The following is a 21,069-nucleotide window of genomic DNA, read 5'->3' on the forward strand; positions in this document are numbered from 1 at the left end:
GGCCTCCCGAGCACCGATTGAACGTGATCAGTCCATCCAACCGGCAGGAGCGACCTACCCGCCAACCCGGCGATCATTTCCGGTCACAGCACTAGCGAGACTTCCTGGCCATGGCCAGTTCGGCGAGTCGTTCTCGGCGTGCGTTCGTGATGCGCCGGAGCCCGTACCAGCCGAGAGCCACTACCGCGATCACAAAGAACGGCCAGGAGACGAGATCGTGGGTGCCGGGTGTAAACATCTTGTGAGCATGCCCGGTATCCAGTGCGGCGACCTGATCGCCGGCCTGCAGGTCCTCCACAGCCGTGCCGTACAACCAGGCATCATTCTTGACCACCGTACCGTCATGAGAACGGAAGGAGCCGTTCCACGAGCAGGTGACATCACCACAGTCGCGGTCGATTGCGATGAATGTCCCGGGTCGGCCCAAACCCTGAGCAGCACGGATCTCTGACGGCAGCCCCTGGGCGAAGATCCCCGCGCACGTCAGCGCCAGCGCGATGAGCACCCATCCGACAACGTCGTCAAGTCTCCCGCCCAGCCAGAGGAAGCGCGTCCTCCTCGGCCAGTTCCGTGCCATGGCCGTCAGATGCCGTCTCTTGGCCGCGCTCGTCTGGTGGCGGGCGACCCAGTCCTGCAGCCGCTGCTCCGCCTGGACGTTGTGTTCCTTGATGCTGCTGGGTGCGCGCACAAGCGTGGCGAATGCGATGGTGGGTGTGTGGCGGAGACGGCCGGTCGCATCGAGCCACAGCAGGCGGCCCGAGAGGAGGCCGCCGGTGTCGGCTACGTCCTGGATGGGGATGGTGCGGTTGCGCAACCAGCCCCGCACAGTGACGCTGGCGGGCGTGCAGAGGATGGCCATCCGGTAGCCGCGGACTGCCAAGTACGGCATCGCCAGCGCGACTACGACGATCAGGCTGTAGGCGACCGGGTCGGGGACGACCAGATCCTCGGTGAAGAAGACGACGGTCGCCAGCACGACGTAGGGAGCGACGAGACCGGCAAAGGCATTCCCGCAGCGGATGATCAGATCCGGGCGTAAGTGCATGGTGGTGTCCTGTTCGGCCGCAAGTTTCGGGCTTAGTGTCCTCATGGCGGCCTCCGTTCGGCAAGCCACTGTGGCGTGCGGAAACCGCAGACGGGTCTACGTGAGGAAGAGATCATCGTTCTCTGACCTGCTGGAAGGTCCTCCGGCCCGAGACAACCGTGACCGAAGGGGCGAGGGTGACGTGCCCTGGCTCGCGGGCCGGCGAGTTGCGTCTCAGAGTACGCGCCGGCCGATCGGCGCCGCGCGAACGGCGGCTGCCACTACCCAGCACAGGGGAAGGGAGAGGGCCGCGGCGAGGGCGAACTTGGTCAGCGCTCCGGCGGGAAGGCCGGACAGCGCGACGGACACCATGACGAGCACGCCCGAGTGCAGGACGTAGACGGCGTAGGCGTTGGCGGACAGGAAGCGGCCGCGCGGGGTCGGTTCCGCCGCGAACCTGCGGCTGAACAGCCCGAGTATCCCCAGGGACATGCCCACGCAGTAGACGCCGTCGAAAAGCCCGTGCGCCACCTGTGCGAGGAGCGGCTGCTCGCCGGAGGTGTCCGCGCCCGCCAGCGCGACGGGCAGCAGTGTCACGGCCGCCACGGCCGCGACGCAGAACCCCCAGCCGCTCGCCCGTGCCGGGATGGCCGTCAGCCATCCCCGCCGGTAGGCGAGCACCCCGGCGGTGAACATGCAGATGTATTGCGGCAGGTAATCCGGCACCGGGAACTGCACGACGGGGACGCGTTCAAGGGGCAGCAGGCGCCAGGCGACGCCGAGTGTCGCGAGGAGCGCGGCGAATCCGATCATCGTGCGTGCCCGCAGCGGTGTGGCCGGCTGCCGGCGAGGCGCCGGGCGAAGGGCCCGGATGGCGGCATAGGCCACCACGAAGACCATCAGGGTCACCAGGAACCAGCCGGGGCCCTGCTCGAGCTCACGGAGGTAGAAGTTGAGATAGGTGAGCGGGGCCCGGGCGTTCTCCCAGCGGTACAGCGGCAGCTTGGCGAGCGGAATGACGGCGAAGACCAGCAGGATCAGCGGGAGTCCCAGCCTGATCGCGCGATCGGCGAGGAAGCGCCGCCCGCCCTTGCGGTCGTGGGAGCCGGGCATCAAGTAGGCGGAGATCAGGAAGAACAGCCCCATGAAGTACGTCTGGTTGAGCAGGAGGAACAGGTCCAGCAGCCGGTCCCACTCACCCGGCGGCGACGGCTTTCCCATGCTCGGCTCGTGGTAGTACCACAGCGCGAAGCTCCCGTAGGTCAGGGCGACGTGATGAAGGACGACGAGTACGGTCAGCAGCACCCGGACGCGGTCAAGGTAGTGCAGCCGTACGGCGGTGACGGTCATGGCCGCCACGCTAGGAACGGAACCGGGCGCGGGTAACGGGCCTGGCTCCCGCCAGGGGTGGGGGCTGGCACCCATACCGCCGGCGCCGCCCGCGTGGTTTCATCGATCGGGTGGGAAGGTCATGGGGGGGGTTGACGCGGGCGCCGGCTCGCGCGTGCTGACGTTCGCCGCGGCTCCCGTGCGCGGTCTGGCGCTCGCGGTGCCGGCGATGCTGGGGCCGCCGCTCCTGGTCGTTCTGTTTGTGACCGGGCATATGGGGCTGCCGTCTCCGGCCACTTCGTCGACGCCCTGCGAAGGGTGGCATGCGGCGGAACCGCGATGGATCCAGAGGTGATCGCCAAGCTGCTCGGCGGTACCTCGCCGCGGCGCCCGGTGGCCCGGCTGACCCCGCGCGAGCGGGACGTACTCCAGCTCATGGCGCAGGGACGCTCGAACGCGGCCATCGCGGGGGCCTTGTACGTCAGTGAGGGGACCGTCGGCAAGCACATCGCCGCGTGCTGGCCGTGCTGGCGTATCTGAACCGGACGTGACCTCGCGCCCGGCATCCACCACCGGGAGGCGACTCGAGTATCCGAAGGGCGCACCATGAAGGCCGCGGTCGGCAGATCAGCGCCGGCCCAGGCACGGAATGCCGTCATGCGCAGCATCCGCGTGCGGGCACGAGGCGCAGGTCGCGTCCAGATGGTGGTTGGCACGTTGTCGGCAGGTGTGGCGGGCCGTCTGGCCGGCGGCCGTGTCGCCAATCCTGAAACGCCCCGCAGATGCGCGCTCGTGATCTGCTCGCCGACTTCCCCGTCGTCACGCTGGACACCCCGGTGATCGAGGCGGCCAGGCTGCCGACCGATCAGGACCAGCCCGGGTTGATCGTGGTCGACGAGCATGGGCTGCGTCCAGCATCCTGCCCGCACCCAGGTGCTGCGGCTGGCCGTACCGGGAGATTGCCAGGAGCCTGCCTCCCCAGCGGAGGCCTTTCTCGCTGCGGATGCGGGCGCGTTCGCGGCGTTGGGCGGCCAGTACGGCGGGGTGGCGGTAAGGCTGGCCTCACCAGCCGCCATCTGTTGTGTTCTCACAGTTCAGGGCGGCGATGGATCGTCTGACTTTCTCGTCGTCACGCCGGCTGTAGATACAGGTCGGCGATGGCCGCCCGCAGGTGTTGCTGGGCGGCCTGGCTGGTGGTTACGCCGATGAGCACGTTGGTGGCCAGGCCTTCGGCGAGTGCTACCAGGCTGACCGCGTGCCGGTGCGGGTCGGCGTGAGGGGTCAGGCGGCCGGCGTTCTGGTCGGAGTGCAGCAGGTCGGTCATGTCCCGGTGGAAGGCGTCATACAGCTGACGGAGCCGGGCGGCGATCTGCTCGTCGGCCAGCGCCAGGGCGTGGAACGACTGCCGTACGCGCATGTGCGCCTGGCTGGCGGCGTCGTAGGGGATGAGCTCGTCCAGCACGGTGGTGAGCACCAAGCGGGGCTCGGCGGCCTGCAGGTCGGTGCCGGCCTTGGCCCGGATGCGGGCGCTGGACAGCTCGTTGCCGCGCTCGAAGGCGGCTTCCAGGAGTTGCTGCTTGGCGGGGAAGTAGTGCTGCACCCGCCCGGGTGAGACACCTGCCCGGGCGGCCGCCTCGGTCAGCGAGACCGCGGCCAGGCCGCGCTCGGCGACGATGGCGAGCACCGCGTCGGCGATCTCGTTGCGCCGCTGCGTGTGCTGCGCACCCGGCCCCCTGCCCATGGACCCCTCCCAGTTTCTCGATGTGTTCACATCGGATTATATGCTGGGAACACGGTAATCCGATGTGGTCGCATCGCTATACGGGAGGGGAGGGTCAGTGCCGGTCGTGCTGGCGCTGCTGTGCGCCGCACAGTTCATGGTGGTCCTGGACGTCTCGGTGGTGAACGTCGCGCTGCCGTCCATCCAGCACACGCTCGGCTTCGACACTCGGCATCTGGCGTGGGTCGGCAATGCCTACGCACTGAGTTTCGGCGGGCTGTTGCTGCTCGGCGGCCGGCTGGCCGACTTGTACGGGCACCGGCGTGTCTTCACCGCGGGCCTGGTGGTGTTCACCGCCGCGAGCCTGGCCGGCGGGCTGGCCGATGCGCCCGGCACTCTGATCGCCGCCCGCGCCGGTCAGGGGGTGGGGGCGGCGATCCTGGCCCCGGCCACACTCACGATCTTGACGTCCGCCTTTCCCGAGGGACCGCGGCGCACCCGGGCGATCGCCGTCTGGACGGCGGTGAGCCTGGCCGGCGGCACGGCGGGCAACCTCATCGGCGGCGCGCTGACGGAGTACCTGTCCTGGCGCTGGATTTTGCTGATCAACGTGCCGATCGGACTGGCCTGCCTGGCCGCGGCCCGCCTGCTGGCCCCCGGCCGGGGGCGCGATGACCGGCGGCAGCTGGACGTGCTCGGCGCGGCACTGGCCAGCGCCGGGCTGGGCGCGCTGGCCTATGGCCTGGCCGGCGCACCCGCCGTCGCGCTCGCCGGGGCCGTGCTGCTGGCCCTGTTCGCGCTGGTCGAGGTGCGCGTGGCGCGGGCGCCGCTGATTCCGCCGGCGCTGCTGCGGCCGCGGCGGATCTGGCTGGGCAACACCGTGATGCTGCTGGCCGGGGCGTGCCTGAACCCGATGTGGTACTTCCTGACCTTGTCCCTGCAGAACGTGCTGGGCTACAGGCCGTTGCAGACCGGGCTCGCCTTCCTGCCACACACCCTGCTGACCATGCTGGTCGGCCTGCGGGTGGCGCCATGGCTGATGCGCCGCGCCGACGATCGTGTGCTCATCGCCATCGGGGCGCTGATCGGCGCGACCGGCTTCTGGTGGCAGAGCCGCATCGCCCCCGGGCAGGACTACCTGACGGCCATCGGCGGCCCGGCCGTGCTGATCTCGCTCGGCGCGGGCCTGCTGAACACGCCGCTGACCGTCACGGTCACCTCAGGCGTCGCCCCGGCCGATGCGGGGGCGGCCTCCGGACTGATGAACACCGCCAAGCAGACCGGCGGCGCGCTCGGCCTGGCCGCCCTGGTCACGCTGACGGCGGGGCCGACCGACGTAGGCGGCGCTCCGGCACCGGCGCACCTTCTGGCGGCCGGTTATGGGCGGGCGTTCGCCGTGCTCGCCATCGTGCTGGTCGCCGTCGCCCTCCTGGCGGCCGCGCTGCCGCGACGGCGCGACCGGCACCCCTGGTGAGCTGGCGGGTCAGGCAGCGCCGCCGGCCAACTGACCGGCGTGCCGCTGCAGGTCGGCGGCGAACTCCTCAGCCCGGCTCAGCTGAGTGCGCAGCACCTCGCAGCGTTCACGAGTGTCGAATGCGGCGGTCTCGCGCCCGAGGGAACTCTCACCGACAGGCTCAGCAACAGCTCGCCGAGCGCGTTGGACGACACCCAAAACGCGCGTTTCAGCATCGTGCTCATCATCCGCCGACTGACCTGCAGCCTCGCCCCCAGGGCGTGTGGCGCCCCAGAAGAAGTCGGGCCGCGGGCTCCCGTCCCACGGCGACATCAGGCTACGCGCAGGACCTCGCGTTGTACGGGGCTACGGGCGCCGCCGTGCTGGAGACAGGCCCGAGCCCCGGTGCACGATCTTCGCATCCGTGATCGCGCCCCGGGTCGTCTGTCGTGTCATACGCCGCACGCGCATGTCGCCGATGACACGACAGCCGAAGGGATCTTCGTGGCCACCCCCAGCCCGACCCCCACCACCCGCAAACCCGCTCAGGACGCCGCCGCTCCGCTTGGTGGGCGCTGGCCGACCCGCGCACCGACCTTTCGGAGCCGTTGGATGAGTACGGCGAGGGCTTCTGCGGCCGGCCGCTGGGCGAGGTCGCCGAGACGCTGAACCGGCTGCTGGTCGACGCCTACCTGTCGGCCCACGACCGCCTCGACGTCGAGCAGGGCCTGGCCGCGCTGCTGGTCATCCGCCAGCTGCGCGAGGACCTGCAGGAGGGCGAAGGGTATGTGATCGAGTCGCTGCGCGCCCAGGGAGTCACCTGGGCGCAGCTCGCCCCGGCGCTGGAGGTGCGCTCGCGCCAGTCTGCCGAACGCCGTTACCTGTCGCTGCGCGGCGACCCGAGCGGGCACGCCGGCACCACCCGCGACCGGGTCGCCGCCACCCGCGACCATCGCGCCGCCCAGCGCGCCGGTCAGGCGTTCATCGCCGGGCACGCCGACCGGCTACGCGAGGTCGGACGCCGCCTGGCCGATCTCGGCGACCTGCAGCAGCGCGCGGATGCGGCTGCGGCCGCCATTCATCGGGCCGTCGACGGGCGCCTGCACCGCTACAGCGAGCTGCTCAGCCGCGTGGACTGGCCCGGCCGGCTGCGCCAGGCGCTGACCGCCGATGACCTGCCCGCCGTGCTGGAATGCCTGCGCCGGGCGAGCTTCCGCGAGATGGACTACGGCCCGCACCAGGAGCTGCAGGCCGAGGTGACCGCGCGGTGGCGGGCATCGGCGCAGGCCCGCTACGACGTCGAACGGGCCCGCCTGGACACCCGCTACGGCCCCGACCCGGACGACGTGGGCGACGCAGACGTGCAGGACGAGGGGCGGGACGTCCGGGGTGGTGTTGGGGACGTCCCGCCCATCGGGTCCGTGGGCCGGGAGTGGGATGACAGCGACTTGTGCTGTGGCGCGAAGACGGCGAGTGGTGCCTGCAGGGCCCGCAGGGCGTGATCGGGGTGTACGGGTTCGGCTTCGGCGCTGGCATCGCTGCCCGGAACGTGGCCGGTACCAAGGCCGCCGCGGCGGCCGCAATCGAAGAGCTGACGGGCCGCCGGGTGACCGGCTGGGAGCCCGACGCCTCCAGCCGCTCAATCCAGGGCGAATCGTCGTGGTACCCGCACGACATCGGCACCATGGCCAGCCCGCAACATCAAGGCACGTCAGCTCATGAACCAGTCAGCCTCGCGCGCGCTCTCATTGAAGCGAGCGCGCAGGAACGAACTCAAGGTCGTGGTCTCAGCCATCGAAGACACCGGCGCGCTCCTTCGTGAGGCGACACCTCAAGAGTCCCACGCACGACTCGCCATCAAGCCCCGTTCAGTCGCGGCACCCTGAGCATCTCTGTGACACCGTGAACACCCAAGCCCCGTCCGGAGCCACCTTTCCTCGCTCCAGGCGGGGCGTTCTCACATCGCCACATGCTCATCCTGAGTGACACTCAACAGTCGGGACCGGGCTGGAGCGTGAGTTGCTGGCCGGTCCCGGCGCCGACTGGCTGGGCCACTACGTCCAACTCATGAACCTCGCCCCCGTGATGCCGCCAACCAAGAAGGCGAGAACCGATGATCCCCGAACCCGCCCCCGGCGAGACCGCCGAGAATGAGAAGGCTCACGGTGAGCCGGCTCAGCACGCCTTCGAGACGGGCGGGCAAGCTGCGGCGCCGAGACGTGCGACAACCGCCTGAGCTTTCCAGGGCGGCGAATTCATCCGTCACCGCAGTCAGTAGTCAGCAGGTCACCCGGATGATGTTCGAGTCCTTGACCTTCGTGGAGCCGCCCAAGGTACGCATGTAGTGCCGCACTTTGAAGTTGTGTGTGCCCGTCCCTTTGCAGAACCAGCTGATCGGCACGTCGAAGCCACTCCCGTTCACCGCCTTCTCAGTCTGCGTCCACCAGCCGTTCCAGCGCTCCCACTGCAGATACAGCCAGGATGTGCTGTTCTCGCAGCCCAGCTTGCTGCCGTAGCCTCGGATGTAGTTGCCGTCCTTGCGGGTGAGCCCGATATGCAGCTCGCACGCCGCGCTGGAGGCTGTTGACGCGCTGGAAGCTGTTGCCTGCGCTGCCGGGGCGGCGGCCATCAGCCCCAGGCTGGCGACGAACGTGACAGCGATGGCGGCTCTACTTGGTGACGCGATCCTCATGCTGGCTCTCCCTAAGTTGCGATCTCTGCCTCGCCACCGCAGTCGACGAGTTCGGGTGTTGCGGATGCTAGGAGAGGTCGTTATTGATTCGCTTTATGGCCTGACGGATCGCATCGTTGCGGCGGGCGTGGGCCCGCCGATCGGCGCCGGCCTCGGCGGCCGCCGAGGTGTCCTCCTCTGTCGCAGGTCAGCGCTCCGGCCCGGCCCGATCCGCGTACGGAAGCGCCATTGACACTGCCGCCACCCTCTTCGAACTGGGCTTTCTGGACACCATCACTAGACGTTCTCGGATGAGCCGATCTGCACGAACATCGCCCAGAAGCCTGTGCCCGAAAAGTCGACGGCCCGCCCGTCACGTATTCCGAGTGGGGCACTCCGAAACGCAAAGACGAGCGTGGGAAGGTGCGCAGTACACGAGGGCCCGCACGGCAAGGTCGAGGCGGGCCGTCCCGCAGAACTGGCAGCCTACGTCCCTTGAGCACACCAGGCCCGCAGCGGTGCCTTGTCGGCTTCTGACTGGTCAGATGCTTCATGAGTGGTCGCACAGTGGACAGCTGCCGGAGCCGGACCCGACCTGGGCGCCGGCTGTTTCATGCGTCGTTGCGAGCGGCCGGGCGCCTGATACGGACTGACGAAACACCCTTGGAGTGATCGCTTCCTGGGGCGGGCTTTGCCTGGTCCGGGTTTGGCTGAGGAGGTTGCCCGAGGTGGCCGGCTCTGGTCATGGTGGTGGGTGTGAACGTCCGCGATGGGGCCGATCGACCCCGCGACGCTGCGGGTGGGCGGGTGGAGGCGAGCGGGCCGCGCTCGGTCGCGGTGTGGGAGAACTCGGGCACGATCGTCACCGGTGATCTGCACGCTGCGCGCCGTCCGTCGTTGCCTTCGCCGGCTCGGGTGGAGGTGACCGCCGGGTTGTTTGGGCTGCCGCGCCGGCCTGCGCCGTGGTTCGTCGGCCGTGAGAGAGCCTGGCAGGAGTTGGCGATCACGCTGGAATCAGGCGCCGGCGCGGGGGTGATCAGTCAGGCGGTGGTCGGGTTGGGCGGCGTGGGTAAGAGTGAGCTGGCGTTGCAGTACGCCTTCGCCCGCCGCCTGGACTACCAGGTGGTGTGGTGGATCGACGCCGACAGCCCGGCGCAGATCGAGGCCGGGCTGGCCGCCTTGGCGCGTGCGCTGGTGGCGGGCTGCGATTCGGTGGCGGCCGCGCAGGCCTCGGTCGAGGAGGCCGCCGCCTGGGCGCTGGCCTGGCTGGCCGGCCGTACAGGCTGGCTGCTGGTGTTCGACAATGTCGAAGAGGCCGCCCACCTGGAGCCGTATCTGGCCCGGCTGACGGGCGGGCAGGTGCTGATCACCACCCGGCGTGATGTCGGCTGGCGGCACCTGGACATCACCCCGGTGCGGCTGAACACCTTGTCCCGCCCTGCCTCGGTCCGGCTGCTGGGCGATCTGATCGGCCCGCCGCACACCGCCGTGCTGGACGAGCTGGCAGGTGAGCTCGGCGACCTTCCTTTGGCGCTGACCCAGGCCGGCGTCTACATCGCCCGAACCCCGCGCTGCACGCCGGCCGGTTACCTGCGGCTGTTGCGTCAGGTGCCCGAGCGCATGCTCGCCACCGCCGCCGCGGGCGGGGACGCCGAGCGGGTGGTGGCCAAGGCATGGGAGGTCAGCCGGGAGCGTGTCGCCGAACTGAGCCCGCTGGCCGACGGTCTGCTGCGGTTGCTGTCCTGCTTCGCCCCCGATCACCTGCCCGCCGACGTCCTGGCCGGGGCCGGTGACGATGAGCAGGCGGTCAACGAGGCCCTGGCGTTGCTGGCTTCTTACACCCTCATCACTCTGACCACCCACCCCGTCCCCCCGGCCCTCGCGGACACCGAGCACGCCGCAGACGATCAGGAAACGGTGAGCATCCACCGGCTGACCCAAGCCGTCATCTGGCACCAGCTCACCGAAGAGCAGCGTGAACACACCCGCACCCGTGCCGCCTCCCTGCTGGACAGCGCACTGCCCGCAGATCCCGGCATCCGCGCGAACTGGCCTCGCTACATCCGGCTGCTCCCCCACTCCCGCGCCGTCATCTCGCCTGGCTCCGACACGATGAGAACAGTCATCGCCTTCGCCCACGCCAGCGGCGACTACACCACCGCCAAGGCGCTGCAACAGGCCCATTACGCCGCCCAGGTCGAGGCTCTCGGCCCGGAACACCCCGACACGCTGACCGATCGCGGCAACCTCGCCTTCTGGACGGGGCAGGCGGGAGACGCGGCGGCCGCCCGCGAGGGGTTCGCCGAGCTGCTGCCCATCCGCGAACGTGTCCACGGTCCCGAGCACCCCGACACGCTGACCGACCGCGCCAACCTCGCCTACTGGACGGCAGAGACAGACGATGCGGCCGCCGCCCGGGACAGGTTCGCCGAGCGGGTGGCCATCCGCGAGCGCGTCTTCGGCCGTGACCACCCCGACACGCTCGCCGACCGCTCCGACCTCGCCCGCTGGACGGCAGAGGCGGGGGATCTGGTGACCGCCCGGTACATGTACACCGAGGTGTTTTCCGCCCGTGCACGCGCCTTCGGTCCCGATCACCCGCAGACGTAGACCAAACGAGCCTGGGAGCACGAGCTCGCCGGGCTGGCCGCCCGGATCGTCGAGGCCGGCAGCGAGCATCAGGCGCTCGTCGCCGAGCACATCCACGCCACCGTCCTTGGCGGGGCTGGCCGGGACTCGGCGAGCGCTGTGCAGCGGAACGAAACCGTCCGCTAGTCCACGCAGGTCAGCGGTGGGTTGAAGCCGATCTGCGGAACGGGGCGCGCGGGGATTCCGGTCGAGTCTCGCGCCCCCGACCGGCCCTGGACAGAGGCTAGCGACGGACCGGATACCGCAGGTGCAGGGCACGCCGGCCCTGGATGACGACCGGGTCGTCGAGCAGCAGGTGCCCACCCTCGATCTTCGAGAAGTACGGGATGCCCTCGCCGAACAGCACCGGGACGAGGCTGACGCACACCTCGTCCACCAGGCCGAGAGCGAGTGCCTGCTGGGTCACGTTCGCGCTGGCGATCGTGACGTTCTGGTCGCCGGCGATCTGCCGCGCCCGATCGATCGCCGCCTCGACTCCGTCGACGAACGTCGTGGTCGGCCACTTCTCGGCGGCATCCGCGGGCGGGCGGTGCGTGACCACGACCACGGGTGCGCCGGCCGGGTGCTTGTCGTTCCAGCCACCGGCGATGTCGAACAGGCGGCGGCCGGCGATGAGCGCGCCGGTGTTCTCGGTCAGCTCCCGCCACGCCTGCGCACCCGCATCATCGACCTTGACCGAGATGCCCTCGTTCGGGTTCGGCACGACCACGTCTCCGGCCTCATACCAGTCGAACAGCTCGCCGACCTGGTCATCCGGTTGCGCGATGTATCCGTCCAACGACATCGTCATGTGGCTGAAGATCTTGCCCATGAGGGTCCTCCTCAGGCTATTGCTCGGCCCGGTGGTTCCCGGCCTGCCTTTACAAGGGTCCTGAGGTGGACCACTTTCACGAGCAAAACTCATCGCGCCCAGTCAAACTGATCACCACCCATGAAGCGAAGCCGAGCCGCGTGGCGTCGTGCCCTCCGGCGATCAGGTCACGCTTCATTCAGGATCGTCCGACCAACTCATCAATGTGCATCGGGGGTGCTTCATGGCTGCCCAGCATTGACCGGGCAAGTCACAGCAAGATCAACGTGCGTTCATCTAACGACCGAATGGCGAACGCCAGCAGAGAGTCTCCTCGACGGACGTCGATTCCGCAGCTGTGTCCGATTCGGGCGTTCATCTGGCTGTTCATTTTCACCTGGCGTTCATCGGTCGGCGGGCTGAGCGCTTACGCGGGGGTGACGGTACGGCGGAGTCGTGGATCGTCCCCAATGCTTGGGGGCGTTGTGGATCTTGCCGAGAATGTCGTTGCTGATCTTGAAGAAGTCTCGGTGAGCTGTTTCGTGGCTGATGTTCTGCAGGGCAGCTTCCAGCGCGAGTTTTACCTCCCAGTCGCTGAGCTGGCTGGCGAACAAGGCGATGGACCGTACGGCGCCGGTTGTGGCGGGGCCACCGTGGGTGATCGCGTTGCGGGTGCGTACCAGCCGGTCGAGTAGGTGCGTCCAGTGGGTGTCGAGCGATGCGCGCCATTTGTTGAAGGCGTCATGGTTGTCCAGGCGGCTGGCCAGGGTACGCAAGCGGCGCTGGGTGTGGTGGTGTTCGGGATAGATGTCCAGCAGTTCGGTCAAGGCGGTTCGGGTGGCGCCGGGGACCAGTCCGATCCAGGGGAAGTTGGCAGTGTGCCGTGTCGCGGCGGCCACGGTCTGGCGTCGCTTTCAGCGCCTGTCTGGAGCGCTCGGCGCGGACGGCGGCTCGCCGGCGTGGCTTACCCTGCGTCCATTCGGTGCCCCTGGTGTACTTCATCGCCCCGATCTAGTGCCCGTACATGGTGGACAGGGCCACGAAGATCTCGATGTGGGCGGCTGGCTGTTCCATCTGGCCACGGTGGCAGCCGGGACGTCATGGACGGGAAGATCGCCGACGCGCGCAAGCGAACAGGGCGGCCTCCTGTTTCAGGGTGGGCAGAGCGGCCAGCACCGCGGCGTGCTGACGGGCCACGTCGGCCTCCGGCACGCGACGGCCGCGCTGGCCCTGCCGCTGTAGGCGGAGTGCCGTTAACCAACATGACACTAGCCGCCATATAGGCCCTGACCTGGTAACTCAGTTCCTCGCTTCCAGCTCGGCTGGTGCCGTTGGCTGTTCGACAGCACGGCCTGTCGCGAGTTCGGGGACGTACTTGTAGATGGTCGAGCGGCTGACCCCGAGCGGCCGGGCGATGGAGGAGATGGTGTTCTCCGGCCGGGTGAGCAGGTCGCGGGCGTGCCTGATTTGCTCTCCGCATCCAGTCACGGGTATTGGTGTGCAGCCACAGGCCGCACCCCAGCCCGAATCCAAGCAGGCCGACCAGCCCTTTGCGCCGATCCGTTGCTACTCGGTGTGAATGCCCAGCGTGTGATGCTGAAGCGCACCGGCAGGAAGATCGGAACGCCCTGTTCTACGCGTGGCCAACTCCCTGAACTTCTCCAACAACTCGGGCGCGGCCTTACCCAGCAGGATCGTCGTGATCACCAGTTCCACCATGAGGCTGTCGTACTCGTGGTCGACCGTGTCCGTACCAGTCCGATGGCGCTTCGGATCGCACTCCACCACACCCTCGGTGATGCGCCAGCCGCCGCCTTCGGCTGCGGCGAAAGACACCTCATAGATGCCATGACCGGTCCAGCTGCGGTGCAGGAACAGCACGCCGTTCTCGGCGAAGATGTTCCATTTCTCATCCATGCCACGACAGCGGTATCCCAGCTTGATACGCGTCCACTCCTCATCCGCCCAGATCGTCGACGGCACAACCACCATCGGCCGGGGCTGAGAGATCGGCAACAACGCACCGGAGAATGAGGCCCTGGAGACACCCTCTGCAGCAGACATGAGGAAAGAGTACGGACGAACCGGACCGACAACACCGAAACAGCCCCACCGACCCCGCCCAGGCGTGGCGGCGCTCGCGCTCACCTCTGTGCTCGTCAGCCCCGGCGACCTCGGCGACCTCGGCGAGATCGACGCGCGCAAGCTGAAGACATTCGCCACCCACTACGAGCTGGCCTGGCTGTCGCTACACGGGGCCCGCACCGCCATCCGCCGCGCCCTGACGGCCATGGACCGCTCACGGCCGCAAGCCGATCCCGTGCGGCTGGCCACGTTCACCCCCGCCCACCACTCCGGCTCGCTCATGCACGCCCTGCGTGACCTGCACCTCTACGCCGACACCGCCCTGGCCCTGCCCGACAGCAACGTCCGCACCCGCGCGCCCCACCACACCCTGCTCGCGACCGTGCAACCGGGCCAAGGCGACCCCGACGCCGCATGCGCCACCGGACGGCAGACGCTGTCGGCCTACCCGCACCACGCTGGAGCCCTCATGCAGGTGCTCCGGCGCGGCGCGAGCAGGTGACCTGATGGAGGACGCTGGACAGCGGGACGATGGTGCTGGCCACCGGAAGCGGCGAGCGGGGCCACTGTCCGTCCTCGGACGGAACTCTTCCGTGCTGACGCTGGCCGGCCACGCGGTCATGAGACAAGGGGTTGACACCTGATGTACTTCGTTCATCGCGACTGGGAAGCCGGGCCGCTGTGCAAGAAAGTCCGGCACGTGCCCAACATCACCGTCTTCGAGTGGTTTCGTCGCTTATGGGAGCCGGATGGCCTCGCCCTCGCACATGCGGATCTGAACGACGCACCCCACGAGCTGGAACGGCTGAGGGAATGCGGCGACGCCCCTCCCGAGGACATCGTCGAACTACGCCGCCGCATTCGGTTGCAGTGGTGGGCTGACAGCGAGCTGCACATCGACGCCCACAGCATCCGCATCAGCAGCATGGGCACGATTCTGGAGGAGGCGTTCTACTTCGTCGACGACGCCCACGTCGATGAGCATCCGGACCGCTGGGCCTACCCCGTCCACCCCTCCTGGCCGTTGCCTGACGCTGTCGCTCCCGGCCAGACACCATTCGTCGCGCCCTTCCCCTGCGTGGAACTGGCCCCTCCGGCAGCCGGCGGTGTTGGAGCCACCTACGTCCTGTTCACCTCCCTGGAGGCCAGACATGACACCCTCGGCTGGGACCGGACTTACGTCTTTCCCGGTGTGCGGCTGCCCGAATTCGGCGCGGCACTGCGCCGGCCTGTTGACGACCGGGACGCCTGGCCCGGCCACCTCCTCGACCTCAGAGCCTTGGTAACCCCGGACGAAAACGGCATCGCACCTGCCCTTGAACGCCTCAACCATTTCGCGGGCGACGCCAGAGACTTCCCCGAGCCGCACGACCAAGCCCACCAGGCGGCGCTCGAAGACCTGCACAACCTGACCCTCCACGAGGGGCGCCGGCCCGAGCAGACCCTCGTCCACGTCGGCGAGCATCTGGCGCAGATGGCCCTGCACACGGACTCCACCGGCTACCGGACCTGCTACGTCTTGACGACATCTGGGCCAGCGCCCACCCCGACCTGGCCGCCTCGCTCATCCACTACGCCTACCACTGGGACCCCGGCTGCACCCGCAGGCACTGGTGGATGATGCCCTGCGTACACGAGGAGTACCTGGACCTCCACCTACGCTGGGCGGACCGCGTCCGCGACTACGAGCCCTACGACGAACCGCTGGTGACCGAGCTGACCGGCACGGACAGCGTCGAAGACCTACGCCGGCAGATCTTCCAGGACACCGGCGCCGGCCGGCAGCGCCTGCTGCTGGTCCTCGATCAGAACCATCGGCGCGAACTGTTCGGCGTCATCGGCGCCGTTCTCGGCCATCCCACCCCTGACACCTGCGAGCTCCGCTACGTCCACCTGGTCGGATCCCGCCACCATCCGAAGCTGCCCGCTCGAGTGATCAAGGCGCTCTGCTTCGAGCTGCGCAAAGAGGGCTACACCAATCTCGTACTCCGGCAGCCCCCGACCGCGCTGTGCCACAAGCGGCTCAGACCGGTCACGTTGAGCGGCACATCTCCCACCAGCCAAGTGATTCCCGTGGCCGACTTCCACCTGCCCGAGCACTACGCGTGGCGTGCGGATCCCTTCCGCCTCTGAGATGGAGGCGCCCATAGTTCGGACCAAGAGTTCGGTGGGCGTTCTCGCTGTCTCGAATCTCGGTGGCCGATCCCACCTCAAGGACAAGCCCGGAGCCGAAGCGGAAGAGGTGGCCGGCGGTGTCGAAGGGGACGTTCTGCTGGCTCGCTCAACGGCCTTCATGGACGATGGCAGGTCGAAGGACTGCCGGCGAGGACGACCTGCTCGCACGGCCGGACGGCTACGTGGCCTGGGCCGGTGGACACGATGGCCTGGCCGAGGCGCTGACAACGTGGTTCGGCCCCGTGCGGACCTGTCGTTCGTGATCGCTAGGGTCTGCGGCTGTGAACAGGTGAAGGAGGCCGCGATGGCCCGGCTGATCCGCAGCGTGGACGACGAGGCGCCGATCACGTGCTGGCGTTTCAGCCTGGAGGACGTGTCAGGCTACGGCCAAGAGGACGAGGAGGAGATCGAACACGGGTTGCCCGTGGCCAGACAGGACGGCCTCTCGCTGGGCCAGGCCGAGCTCGTGAGCCGGGCCGGTGCCCGCATGGCCGTTGTGCGGATGGAGGCCTGGGACGCCGAGCCCGGGGAAGAGCCACGCGAGCCATGGGCGACGGCGGGTAGCCCGGGGCCGTCGGCGGGGGACATAGCCCGGAGCGCCCGTCAGCTCCCCACCCGTTCCAGCGGGTCCAGGCAGAGCCAGAAGCCGTCCCGCCCCACCTCGGCCAGCACCACGTGACGGCCGGCGTCGGAGTCGTACGCGCGGAACTCCACCGCCACCAGATCGTCCTCGTCCTGGTCCTCCTCGTCGTCGATCAGGCGGAGCCGCAGGACGGCCTCGCCCTCCATCCGCCAGCGGAAGGCCAGCGTCTCCTCGCCGTGAAGGGCCGAGTGGTGGCGCAGCTCGCCCGTGCCGTCGGCGGAGAAGACGACCTCGTCGCCGAACAACACCCCCGCCGTCCCGTTCGCCGAACGCCAGCGGCCGACCAGCGGCCCGGAGCGCCAGCCGCACCCGGGCGAGGCCTCGCCCGGGCTCGTGGTTCCGTCTGCCATCGGTGCCTCCGCAGGGGGTCGTGCCTCGCCCTCGTTTCGTCCCGGACGATGACGATATCTTGGCCCGGCACTCGGGTCGGCGTCACCAGCCGCAAAGTAGCTCCGCGTAGTTTCGGTGATGGTGTGCGATTCGCAGAAATGACCAGTTCTGCGAGAGTCGGCCGCCGCCCGGCGGATGTCGATTCCTGGAGTCGTGTTCACCGGCGACCTGGAGCGATGTGGCTGATTGCAGAGGACTCGGATATTCCTGATTCCCGTACTCCTGTGCACTAGCGTCGGTTTTGTCTGTACTCGTGTTCACTACGGTGAGGTCGGCATGGTCGACGGTGTGGCGGGTGTGACGGAGCTGGGTGTGTTGACGGCTTCGGCGGAGGACTGGTTGGTCGCTGTCCGTCGGGCTGAGGTGATCGGTCGGCTGGCGCGGGAGCCGCGTCGGAGGCGGCTGAGGCAGCGGTGGAGCCGGGGATCTCTCGCCGCCAGGTCTATGGGCTGCTGAAGAGGTGGCGGGCGGGGTCGGGGGTGGCCCCTGATCTGCTTCCGCGCCGGTTGAGTGGTGGCCGGGACCGGGGCCAGGGCCGGATGCCCGAGGAGGTCGAGGCGCTGCTGCTGGAGGTGATCCGGTCCAGGTATCTGACCAGGCAGCGTCGGACGGTGAGTACGGTCTACAAGGAGGTCGTCCAGCAGTGCCGGCTCCGAGGGCTGGCGGTGCCGTCGCGGGGCACGTTGGAGCGGCGGATCGGTCAGCTGGATCCACTGGCCTCGGTGACGGCCCGGCAGGGCGCGGAGGCGGCCCGGGCGTTGCGGTCGGCGGGCGGGGAGGCGCCGGTGATCGAGGGTCTGCTGGAGCAGGTGCAGATCGCTGTCGTCCTGGCTCTCCCGTCTCGCCGCCCTCTACAGCATGTCGGTCATGCAGTTGCCGGAACACAACGTCGGCTCGGCCTCGACCCTGGCGCGCAGCGCGTTCGACGACGACCTGGACTGGGATCCGCCTGCCGCGCTCTTGGACGCCCTCGCCGAACGGACCGGCACTACCTCGGGTGGACCTGCGGCTGATGACCATCGCCGGCTGGGTGCCCTGGCTGGACACCCTCGACCCCGGCAACGGCTCCGAGGCGTTCCACACCTACGTCCGCCAGCACTCGGTGCTGCTGCGGCATGGCGAGGCCGGAATCAACGCCGTCGAGCGGTGGCGGCCCTGGATCCCGGTGCGCCGCGACCGCCGAGCCGTACGACGCGTCTGCCCGGTCTGCACGACCGACCCTCGGCGCGGCACTGCGCCTGCCGAGAATTTCATCCACGCAGGTAAAGCGGCATGTGAGTACTCGTGGAGAATGCCGCCGAGCCGGTCTCGTCGGCGTATGTTCAGGTCGATGATTCGCTCGGGGTCCGTGATCGGGTCCGGGACGGAACGCAGCGGAGCCGCTTGGTTCAGTGCTTGATGGGCGCGGTGCTGGTTGTAGAAGTGTTCGTACTCGCACAGGGCGTGCCGCAGGTGGTGTTCGTTCCATAGGAGGCAGCGGTCGAGAAGCTCGTGACGGCACGACTGCACCCACCGCTCCATGATTGAGTTCATTCGCGGTATCCGGATGCCGGTGAGCACCGTCCTGATGCCGGTTTCGGCGAGGATCTCGTCCATGAGCGCCGGGAACTTTCCATCCCGGTCTCGGATCAGAAAGGGCGCTCGGCAGCCCGCACCGTCCAGGTCCATGACCAAGTTCTTTATCGCCTGGATGACCCAGTTCGCGCTTGGGTGCGCGGTGGTGCCGAGCACGCGGACGCGCCTGGTGACGTGCTCGATGGCCGCGAGGATGTACTGGCGCCGCCCGTTCAAGGTGATGGTCTCGATCGATGAAATCGGCGGCCAGCAGGGCGTCCGCTTGCGAGCGCAGGCAGTCGGCCCACGTGGTGGACGCCCGCTCGGGCACCGGATCAATACCTTCCTGCTTGAGGATCTCCCACACCGTGGACGGCGCGACCGTGATGAGCTCCCCATGGACCCGCCGATAGCCCCAGCAGGGGTTCTCCCGAACCAGGCGCAAGATGAGAGCGCGAATGGAGCGTACCGTGGGCGGCGCCCAGACCGCTTCGGTCGGCAGATACGGGCATGAGGCCCTTTCATCAGATCGCGGTGCCAACGCAGGACCGTGTCCGGCCGGACGACGAGCCGCAATCGGCGCAGGACCTCTCGGGGCAGCGAGGTCAGGAGCGCGGCGAGAAAGGCCCGGTCCTCCGGGGCGAATCTCACCCTGGCAGCAGCGCCAAGCTGCCGTTCCAGGACAGTGATCTGGCGACGCAGGGCGAGAATCTCGACATCCTTGTCCCGGTCTCCCATCGGCAGCAACCGTAGTGCGGCGAAGGCGTTCGTGACGGCGAGATAGGCCAGGCGAAGAAGCACGGCCGATCATCATGCCGTACTTGTTCCCTCTCGTGATGGCCGGAGAGCGCGCGCACCGTAGGAGAAGACCTCCAACCACATGACCTGGGCGGATGGCACTATCGGCAGGCGCAGGATCCGCCCACCGGACCGCCGACGACTGGCCACCCTGACCGACCAGCTCTACACCCACCGCGCCTGGCTGCGCCGCGCCCTCGACGCCCAGCGCCTGGCCTTCCTCCTGCTCACCGCCGCCCTGATCGGCGCTCTCTTCCCCTAACCCAGCCGTCATGGACGCCCGGGGGCGTCGCACCCCCGCGCCCCGATCGCCGCCCGCGCACCCGCTCTCCCTGTGAGGAAGGACGCCATGCTCTTGAACGCCGACCAGATCGACCTGGCCCGCGACCTGACCGAGCAGATCGCCGACCAGCTCGGCGGCTACCACCTGAGCCGCCACGACGGCTCCGCCGCCTTCTGGATCACCCGCGGCCACGCCGAACTCTGCCTGCGCCACACCCCCGCACCGGCCGCATGACCATCAGCGGCTGCTACCCCGACGGCACCAGCCGCGCCAGCTGGTGGGCCCGCCACCACACCATCACCTACGCCACCACCCGCGGCGCCCACGCCATCGCCGACCACCACGACGCCCTGCGCGAGCAGGCCGCCACCGCCGCCGCGGTGACCGCCGCCATCCCCAACGCCAGCACCTTCCCCCGCGGCGACGACGTGCGCATCCGCGCCCCTCACCATCAGCAGGTCTCAGCCGACTTCCGGATCACCGACAACGGCAGCCGCCTCACCGTGATCGAGATCCACGTGCACAACCGCGACCACGCCCGCCGCATCGCCGAACTCACCACCCGTCTCCTCGACCCGCCCACACCTGGGCCCGCTGCCGTACATCCCGAAGGGGGCTTCACCGGCGAACCCGTATTCTGACCGACCGCCGGCGGGCACCTCGGCCCCTCCGCATCGTTCGCGCTCGAAGACCCCGCACACGCTGCGAGCGCGACCACGAAGCCGCCCGTCGGCCGCGAGCCGAACCACAAGCAAGATCAAAAAAGTTTGGGGACAACCAGCTCCAAGTCGGCCGCCGTAAGGGCCACTTCGTGACCCCGTGCAGGTCACAACCATCAGCAAACCCCGGACGCGCGGGCTGGCAAAGCTCACCTGTCCTCACCGCCGGCTGACCACCAGCCCTATACGGGGGGCCAGTTAATCACTGTTTCGGGAAGGATGAGGCGAGGATTCTGAAGGAGTTCCGCTGTGAACTGGATGCCGCTCTCAAGCTCGATCGCTGTCAGGTATGCCGCGCTTTCGCTGAACTCAGCGTCCTCTTCGAAAGTAGCGCTGATGAGATCCGCGTAAGGAGCGAGTGGGCCGAGACGTGTTCTCCATTCCACGTCGGAAAGATCCTCGAAGTCCGGATCGGTCACGTAGCCTTCCACATCACCGTATCGGCAGTACAAGCTGCTACGGCCGGATAGCTCCATCGCCAGATACCAATGCCGGAACCCTGGCCCACCCAGCCGTTCGGTGACACTTTGAGTAAGACCGTTGGGGTCGAGCATGTCTATGGCGACCACTCCCGTGCCTGCCTGAATAAAGGCAAGATCGCCCATCGCGCGGATTTCGTTGGGCAGGGCTGTTCTGGCTTCCCTCGGATCGTATCCCAGTCGTTCGATCGCTCCTTCGGGTGTGAGTATTCCATGATCGGGAATGGTGACGATGAGCTCACACGCCTCGTAGTGGGGCCCAAGTACGTCTTCGTTGCGGGTAAGAATTTCTTCGTACATTGGCTTC

25 protein-coding genes and 1 pseudogene are annotated in these 21,069 nt (G+C 68.5%); 15 read left to right on the forward strand and 11 right to left on the reverse strand.

The annotated features are described in order from the left end of the window. Positions 1 to 91: 91 nt before the first annotated feature. Positions 92 to 1,090 carry a hypothetical protein gene (locus ACIBI5_RS06415; protein ID WP_397243819.1) on the reverse strand — a complete coding sequence of 333 codons (999 nt, stop codon included), beginning with the start codon at positions 1,088 to 1,090 and terminating at the stop codon, positions 92 to 94. Between the two features lie 168 nt (positions 1,091 to 1,258). Next, positions 1,259 to 2,374: an acyltransferase gene (locus tag ACIBI5_RS06420; RefSeq protein WP_397243821.1), complete on the reverse strand. Its 1,116-nt coding sequence runs from the start codon at positions 2,372 to 2,374 to the stop codon at positions 1,259 to 1,261. A 270-nt stretch (positions 2,375 to 2,644) separates the two neighbouring features. Between ACIBI5_RS06420 and ACIBI5_RS06425 the strand changes: the two are divergent. Beyond that, positions 2,645 to 2,863, forward strand: a pseudogene (locus ACIBI5_RS06425) (response regulator transcription factor); the annotation flags it as partial. A gap of 619 nt (positions 2,864 to 3,482) precedes the next feature. Here ACIBI5_RS06425 and ACIBI5_RS06430 read toward each other — a convergent pair. After that, positions 3,483 to 4,094 (reverse strand): TetR/AcrR family transcriptional regulator, encoded by a 612-nt coding sequence (locus ACIBI5_RS06430; protein WP_397243823.1) that lies wholly within the window; start codon positions 4,092 to 4,094, stop codon positions 3,483 to 3,485. A gap of 97 nt (positions 4,095 to 4,191) precedes the next feature. Here ACIBI5_RS06430 and ACIBI5_RS06435 point away from each other — a divergent pair, with 97 nt between their 5' ends. The 3 genes from ACIBI5_RS06435 (at position 4,192) to ACIBI5_RS06445 (ending at position 7,348) form a co-directional block, all read left to right on the forward strand. Continuing rightward, on the forward strand, positions 4,192 to 5,547 hold the full coding sequence (locus ACIBI5_RS06435) for an MFS transporter (protein ID WP_397243825.1): 1,356 nt from the start codon (positions 4,192 to 4,194) through the stop codon (positions 5,545 to 5,547). A gap of 587 nt (positions 5,548 to 6,134) precedes the next feature. After that, positions 6,135 to 7,028, forward strand: coding sequence for a hypothetical protein (locus ACIBI5_RS06440; RefSeq protein ID WP_397243827.1), 894 nt, complete (start codon positions 6,135 to 6,137; stop codon positions 7,026 to 7,028). Next, entirely contained in the window at positions 7,025 to 7,348 is a 324-nt protein-coding gene (locus tag ACIBI5_RS06445) for a hypothetical protein (protein ID WP_397243829.1), read from the forward strand. Before ACIBI5_RS06440 ends, ACIBI5_RS06445 begins: the two co-directional genes overlap by 4 nt. A gap of 456 nt (positions 7,349 to 7,804) precedes the next feature. Here ACIBI5_RS06445 and ACIBI5_RS06450 read toward each other — a convergent pair whose 3' ends face one another. After that, on the reverse strand, positions 7,805 to 8,218 hold the full coding sequence (locus ACIBI5_RS06450; protein ID WP_397094364.1) for a hypothetical protein: 414 nt from the start codon (positions 8,216 to 8,218) through the stop codon (positions 7,805 to 7,807). 735 nt (positions 8,219 to 8,953) lie between these two features. On the opposite strand from ACIBI5_RS06450, the gene ACIBI5_RS06455 reads away from it, so the two are divergent. Continuing rightward, positions 8,954 to 10,807, forward strand: coding sequence for a tetratricopeptide repeat protein (locus ACIBI5_RS06455; protein ID WP_397243831.1), 1,854 nt, complete (start codon positions 8,954 to 8,956; stop codon positions 10,805 to 10,807). A 262-nt stretch (positions 10,808 to 11,069) separates the two neighbouring features. Here the strand turns inward: ACIBI5_RS06455 and ACIBI5_RS06460 are convergent, their stop codons facing one another. Together ACIBI5_RS06460 and ACIBI5_RS06465 are read right to left on the reverse strand one after the other, a co-directional pair. Further along, a complete protein-coding gene (locus ACIBI5_RS06460; protein ID WP_397243833.1) occupies positions 11,070 to 11,657 on the reverse strand; it encodes a dihydrofolate reductase family protein in 588 nt (195 codons plus the stop codon). Positions 11,658 to 12,040: 383 nt separating this feature from the next. After that, entirely contained in the window at positions 12,041 to 12,463 is a 423-nt protein-coding gene (locus tag ACIBI5_RS06465; RefSeq protein ID WP_397243835.1) for a hypothetical protein, read from the reverse strand. 226 nt (positions 12,464 to 12,689) lie between these two features. Between ACIBI5_RS06465 and ACIBI5_RS06470 the strand changes: the two genes are divergently transcribed. Then, positions 12,690 to 12,878 carry a hypothetical protein gene (locus ACIBI5_RS06470; RefSeq protein ID WP_397243837.1) on the forward strand — a complete coding sequence of 63 codons (189 nt, stop codon included), beginning with the start codon at positions 12,690 to 12,692 and terminating at the stop codon, positions 12,876 to 12,878. A gap of 57 nt (positions 12,879 to 12,935) precedes the next feature. Here the strand turns inward: ACIBI5_RS06470 and ACIBI5_RS06475 are convergent, their stop codons facing one another. Beyond that, a complete protein-coding gene (locus ACIBI5_RS06475) occupies positions 12,936 to 13,124 on the reverse strand; it encodes a helix-turn-helix domain-containing protein (RefSeq protein WP_397243839.1) in 189 nt (62 codons plus the stop codon). A 78-nt stretch (positions 13,125 to 13,202) separates the two neighbouring features. Next, entirely contained in the window at positions 13,203 to 13,700 is a 498-nt protein-coding gene (locus tag ACIBI5_RS06480; protein WP_397243841.1) for a hypothetical protein, read from the reverse strand. Between the two features lie 64 nt (positions 13,701 to 13,764). Here ACIBI5_RS06480 and ACIBI5_RS06485 point away from each other — a divergent pair, with 64 nt between their 5' ends. From ACIBI5_RS06485 to ACIBI5_RS06505, 5 genes are all read left to right on the forward strand, one after another. After that, complete coding sequence (locus tag ACIBI5_RS06485) at positions 13,765 to 14,223, forward strand: hypothetical protein (protein WP_397243843.1); 459 nt, start codon at positions 13,765 to 13,767, stop codon at positions 14,221 to 14,223. Between the two features lie 141 nt (positions 14,224 to 14,364). Beyond that, positions 14,365 to 15,342 (forward strand): hypothetical protein, encoded by a 978-nt coding sequence (locus ACIBI5_RS06490; protein WP_397243845.1) that lies wholly within the window; start codon positions 14,365 to 14,367, stop codon positions 15,340 to 15,342. Next, positions 15,339 to 15,854: a hypothetical protein gene (locus ACIBI5_RS06495; protein WP_397243847.1), complete on the forward strand. Its 516-nt coding sequence runs from the start codon at positions 15,339 to 15,341 to the stop codon at positions 15,852 to 15,854. The genes ACIBI5_RS06490 and ACIBI5_RS06495 overlap by 4 nt, the downstream gene beginning before the upstream one ends. Positions 15,855 to 16,021: 167 nt before the next feature. Further along, complete coding sequence (locus ACIBI5_RS06500; RefSeq protein WP_397243849.1) at positions 16,022 to 16,159, forward strand: hypothetical protein; 138 nt, start codon at positions 16,022 to 16,024, stop codon at positions 16,157 to 16,159. A gap of 41 nt (positions 16,160 to 16,200) precedes the next feature. After that, positions 16,201 to 16,575 carry a hypothetical protein gene (locus ACIBI5_RS06505; RefSeq protein WP_397243851.1) on the forward strand — a complete coding sequence of 125 codons (375 nt, stop codon included), beginning with the start codon at positions 16,201 to 16,203 and terminating at the stop codon, positions 16,573 to 16,575. Here ACIBI5_RS06505 and ACIBI5_RS06510 read toward each other — a convergent pair. Continuing rightward, positions 16,500 to 16,889, reverse strand: coding sequence for a hypothetical protein (locus tag ACIBI5_RS06510; RefSeq protein WP_397243853.1), 390 nt, complete (start codon positions 16,887 to 16,889; stop codon positions 16,500 to 16,502). The two genes, ACIBI5_RS06505 and ACIBI5_RS06510, sit on opposite strands and share 76 nt — an antisense overlap. 519 nt (positions 16,890 to 17,408) lie before the next feature. Here ACIBI5_RS06510 and ACIBI5_RS06515 point away from each other — a divergent pair. Further along, positions 17,409 to 17,942, forward strand: coding sequence for a DNA-binding domain-containing protein (locus ACIBI5_RS06515; RefSeq protein WP_397243855.1), 534 nt, complete (start codon positions 17,409 to 17,411; stop codon positions 17,940 to 17,942). Positions 17,943 to 18,012: 70 nt separating this feature from the next. Here ACIBI5_RS06515 and ACIBI5_RS06520 read toward each other — a convergent pair whose 3' ends face one another. Further along, positions 18,013 to 18,720, reverse strand: coding sequence for an integrase core domain-containing protein (locus ACIBI5_RS06520; RefSeq protein WP_397243857.1), 708 nt, complete (start codon positions 18,718 to 18,720; stop codon positions 18,013 to 18,015). Between the two features lie 643 nt (positions 18,721 to 19,363). Here ACIBI5_RS06520 and ACIBI5_RS06525 point away from each other — a divergent pair. From ACIBI5_RS06525 to ACIBI5_RS06535, 3 genes are all read left to right on the forward strand, one after another. Then, positions 19,364 to 19,543, forward strand: a complete 180-nt coding sequence (locus ACIBI5_RS06525) for a hypothetical protein (RefSeq protein WP_397243859.1) — start codon at positions 19,364 to 19,366, stop codon at positions 19,541 to 19,543. 87 nt (positions 19,544 to 19,630) lie between these two features. After that, positions 19,631 to 19,798 (forward strand): hypothetical protein, encoded by a 168-nt coding sequence (locus tag ACIBI5_RS06530; protein ID WP_397243861.1) that lies wholly within the window; start codon positions 19,631 to 19,633, stop codon positions 19,796 to 19,798. After that, positions 19,795 to 20,205: a hypothetical protein gene (locus ACIBI5_RS06535; RefSeq protein WP_397243863.1), complete on the forward strand. Its 411-nt coding sequence runs from the start codon at positions 19,795 to 19,797 to the stop codon at positions 20,203 to 20,205. Before ACIBI5_RS06530 ends, ACIBI5_RS06535 begins: the two co-directional genes overlap by 4 nt. A 260-nt stretch (positions 20,206 to 20,465) precedes the next feature. On the opposite strand, the gene ACIBI5_RS06540 is transcribed toward ACIBI5_RS06535, so the two are convergent. Next, positions 20,466 to 21,062 carry a hypothetical protein gene (locus tag ACIBI5_RS06540; protein WP_397243865.1) on the reverse strand — a complete coding sequence of 199 codons (597 nt, stop codon included), beginning with the start codon at positions 21,060 to 21,062 and terminating at the stop codon, positions 20,466 to 20,468. Positions 21,063 to 21,069 lie beyond the last annotated feature (7 nt).

Source organism: Nonomuraea sp. NPDC050540 (assembly GCF_044457485.1).
In the GTDB taxonomy this organism is placed as follows: domain Bacteria; phylum Actinomycetota; class Actinomycetes; order Streptosporangiales; family Streptosporangiaceae; genus Nonomuraea.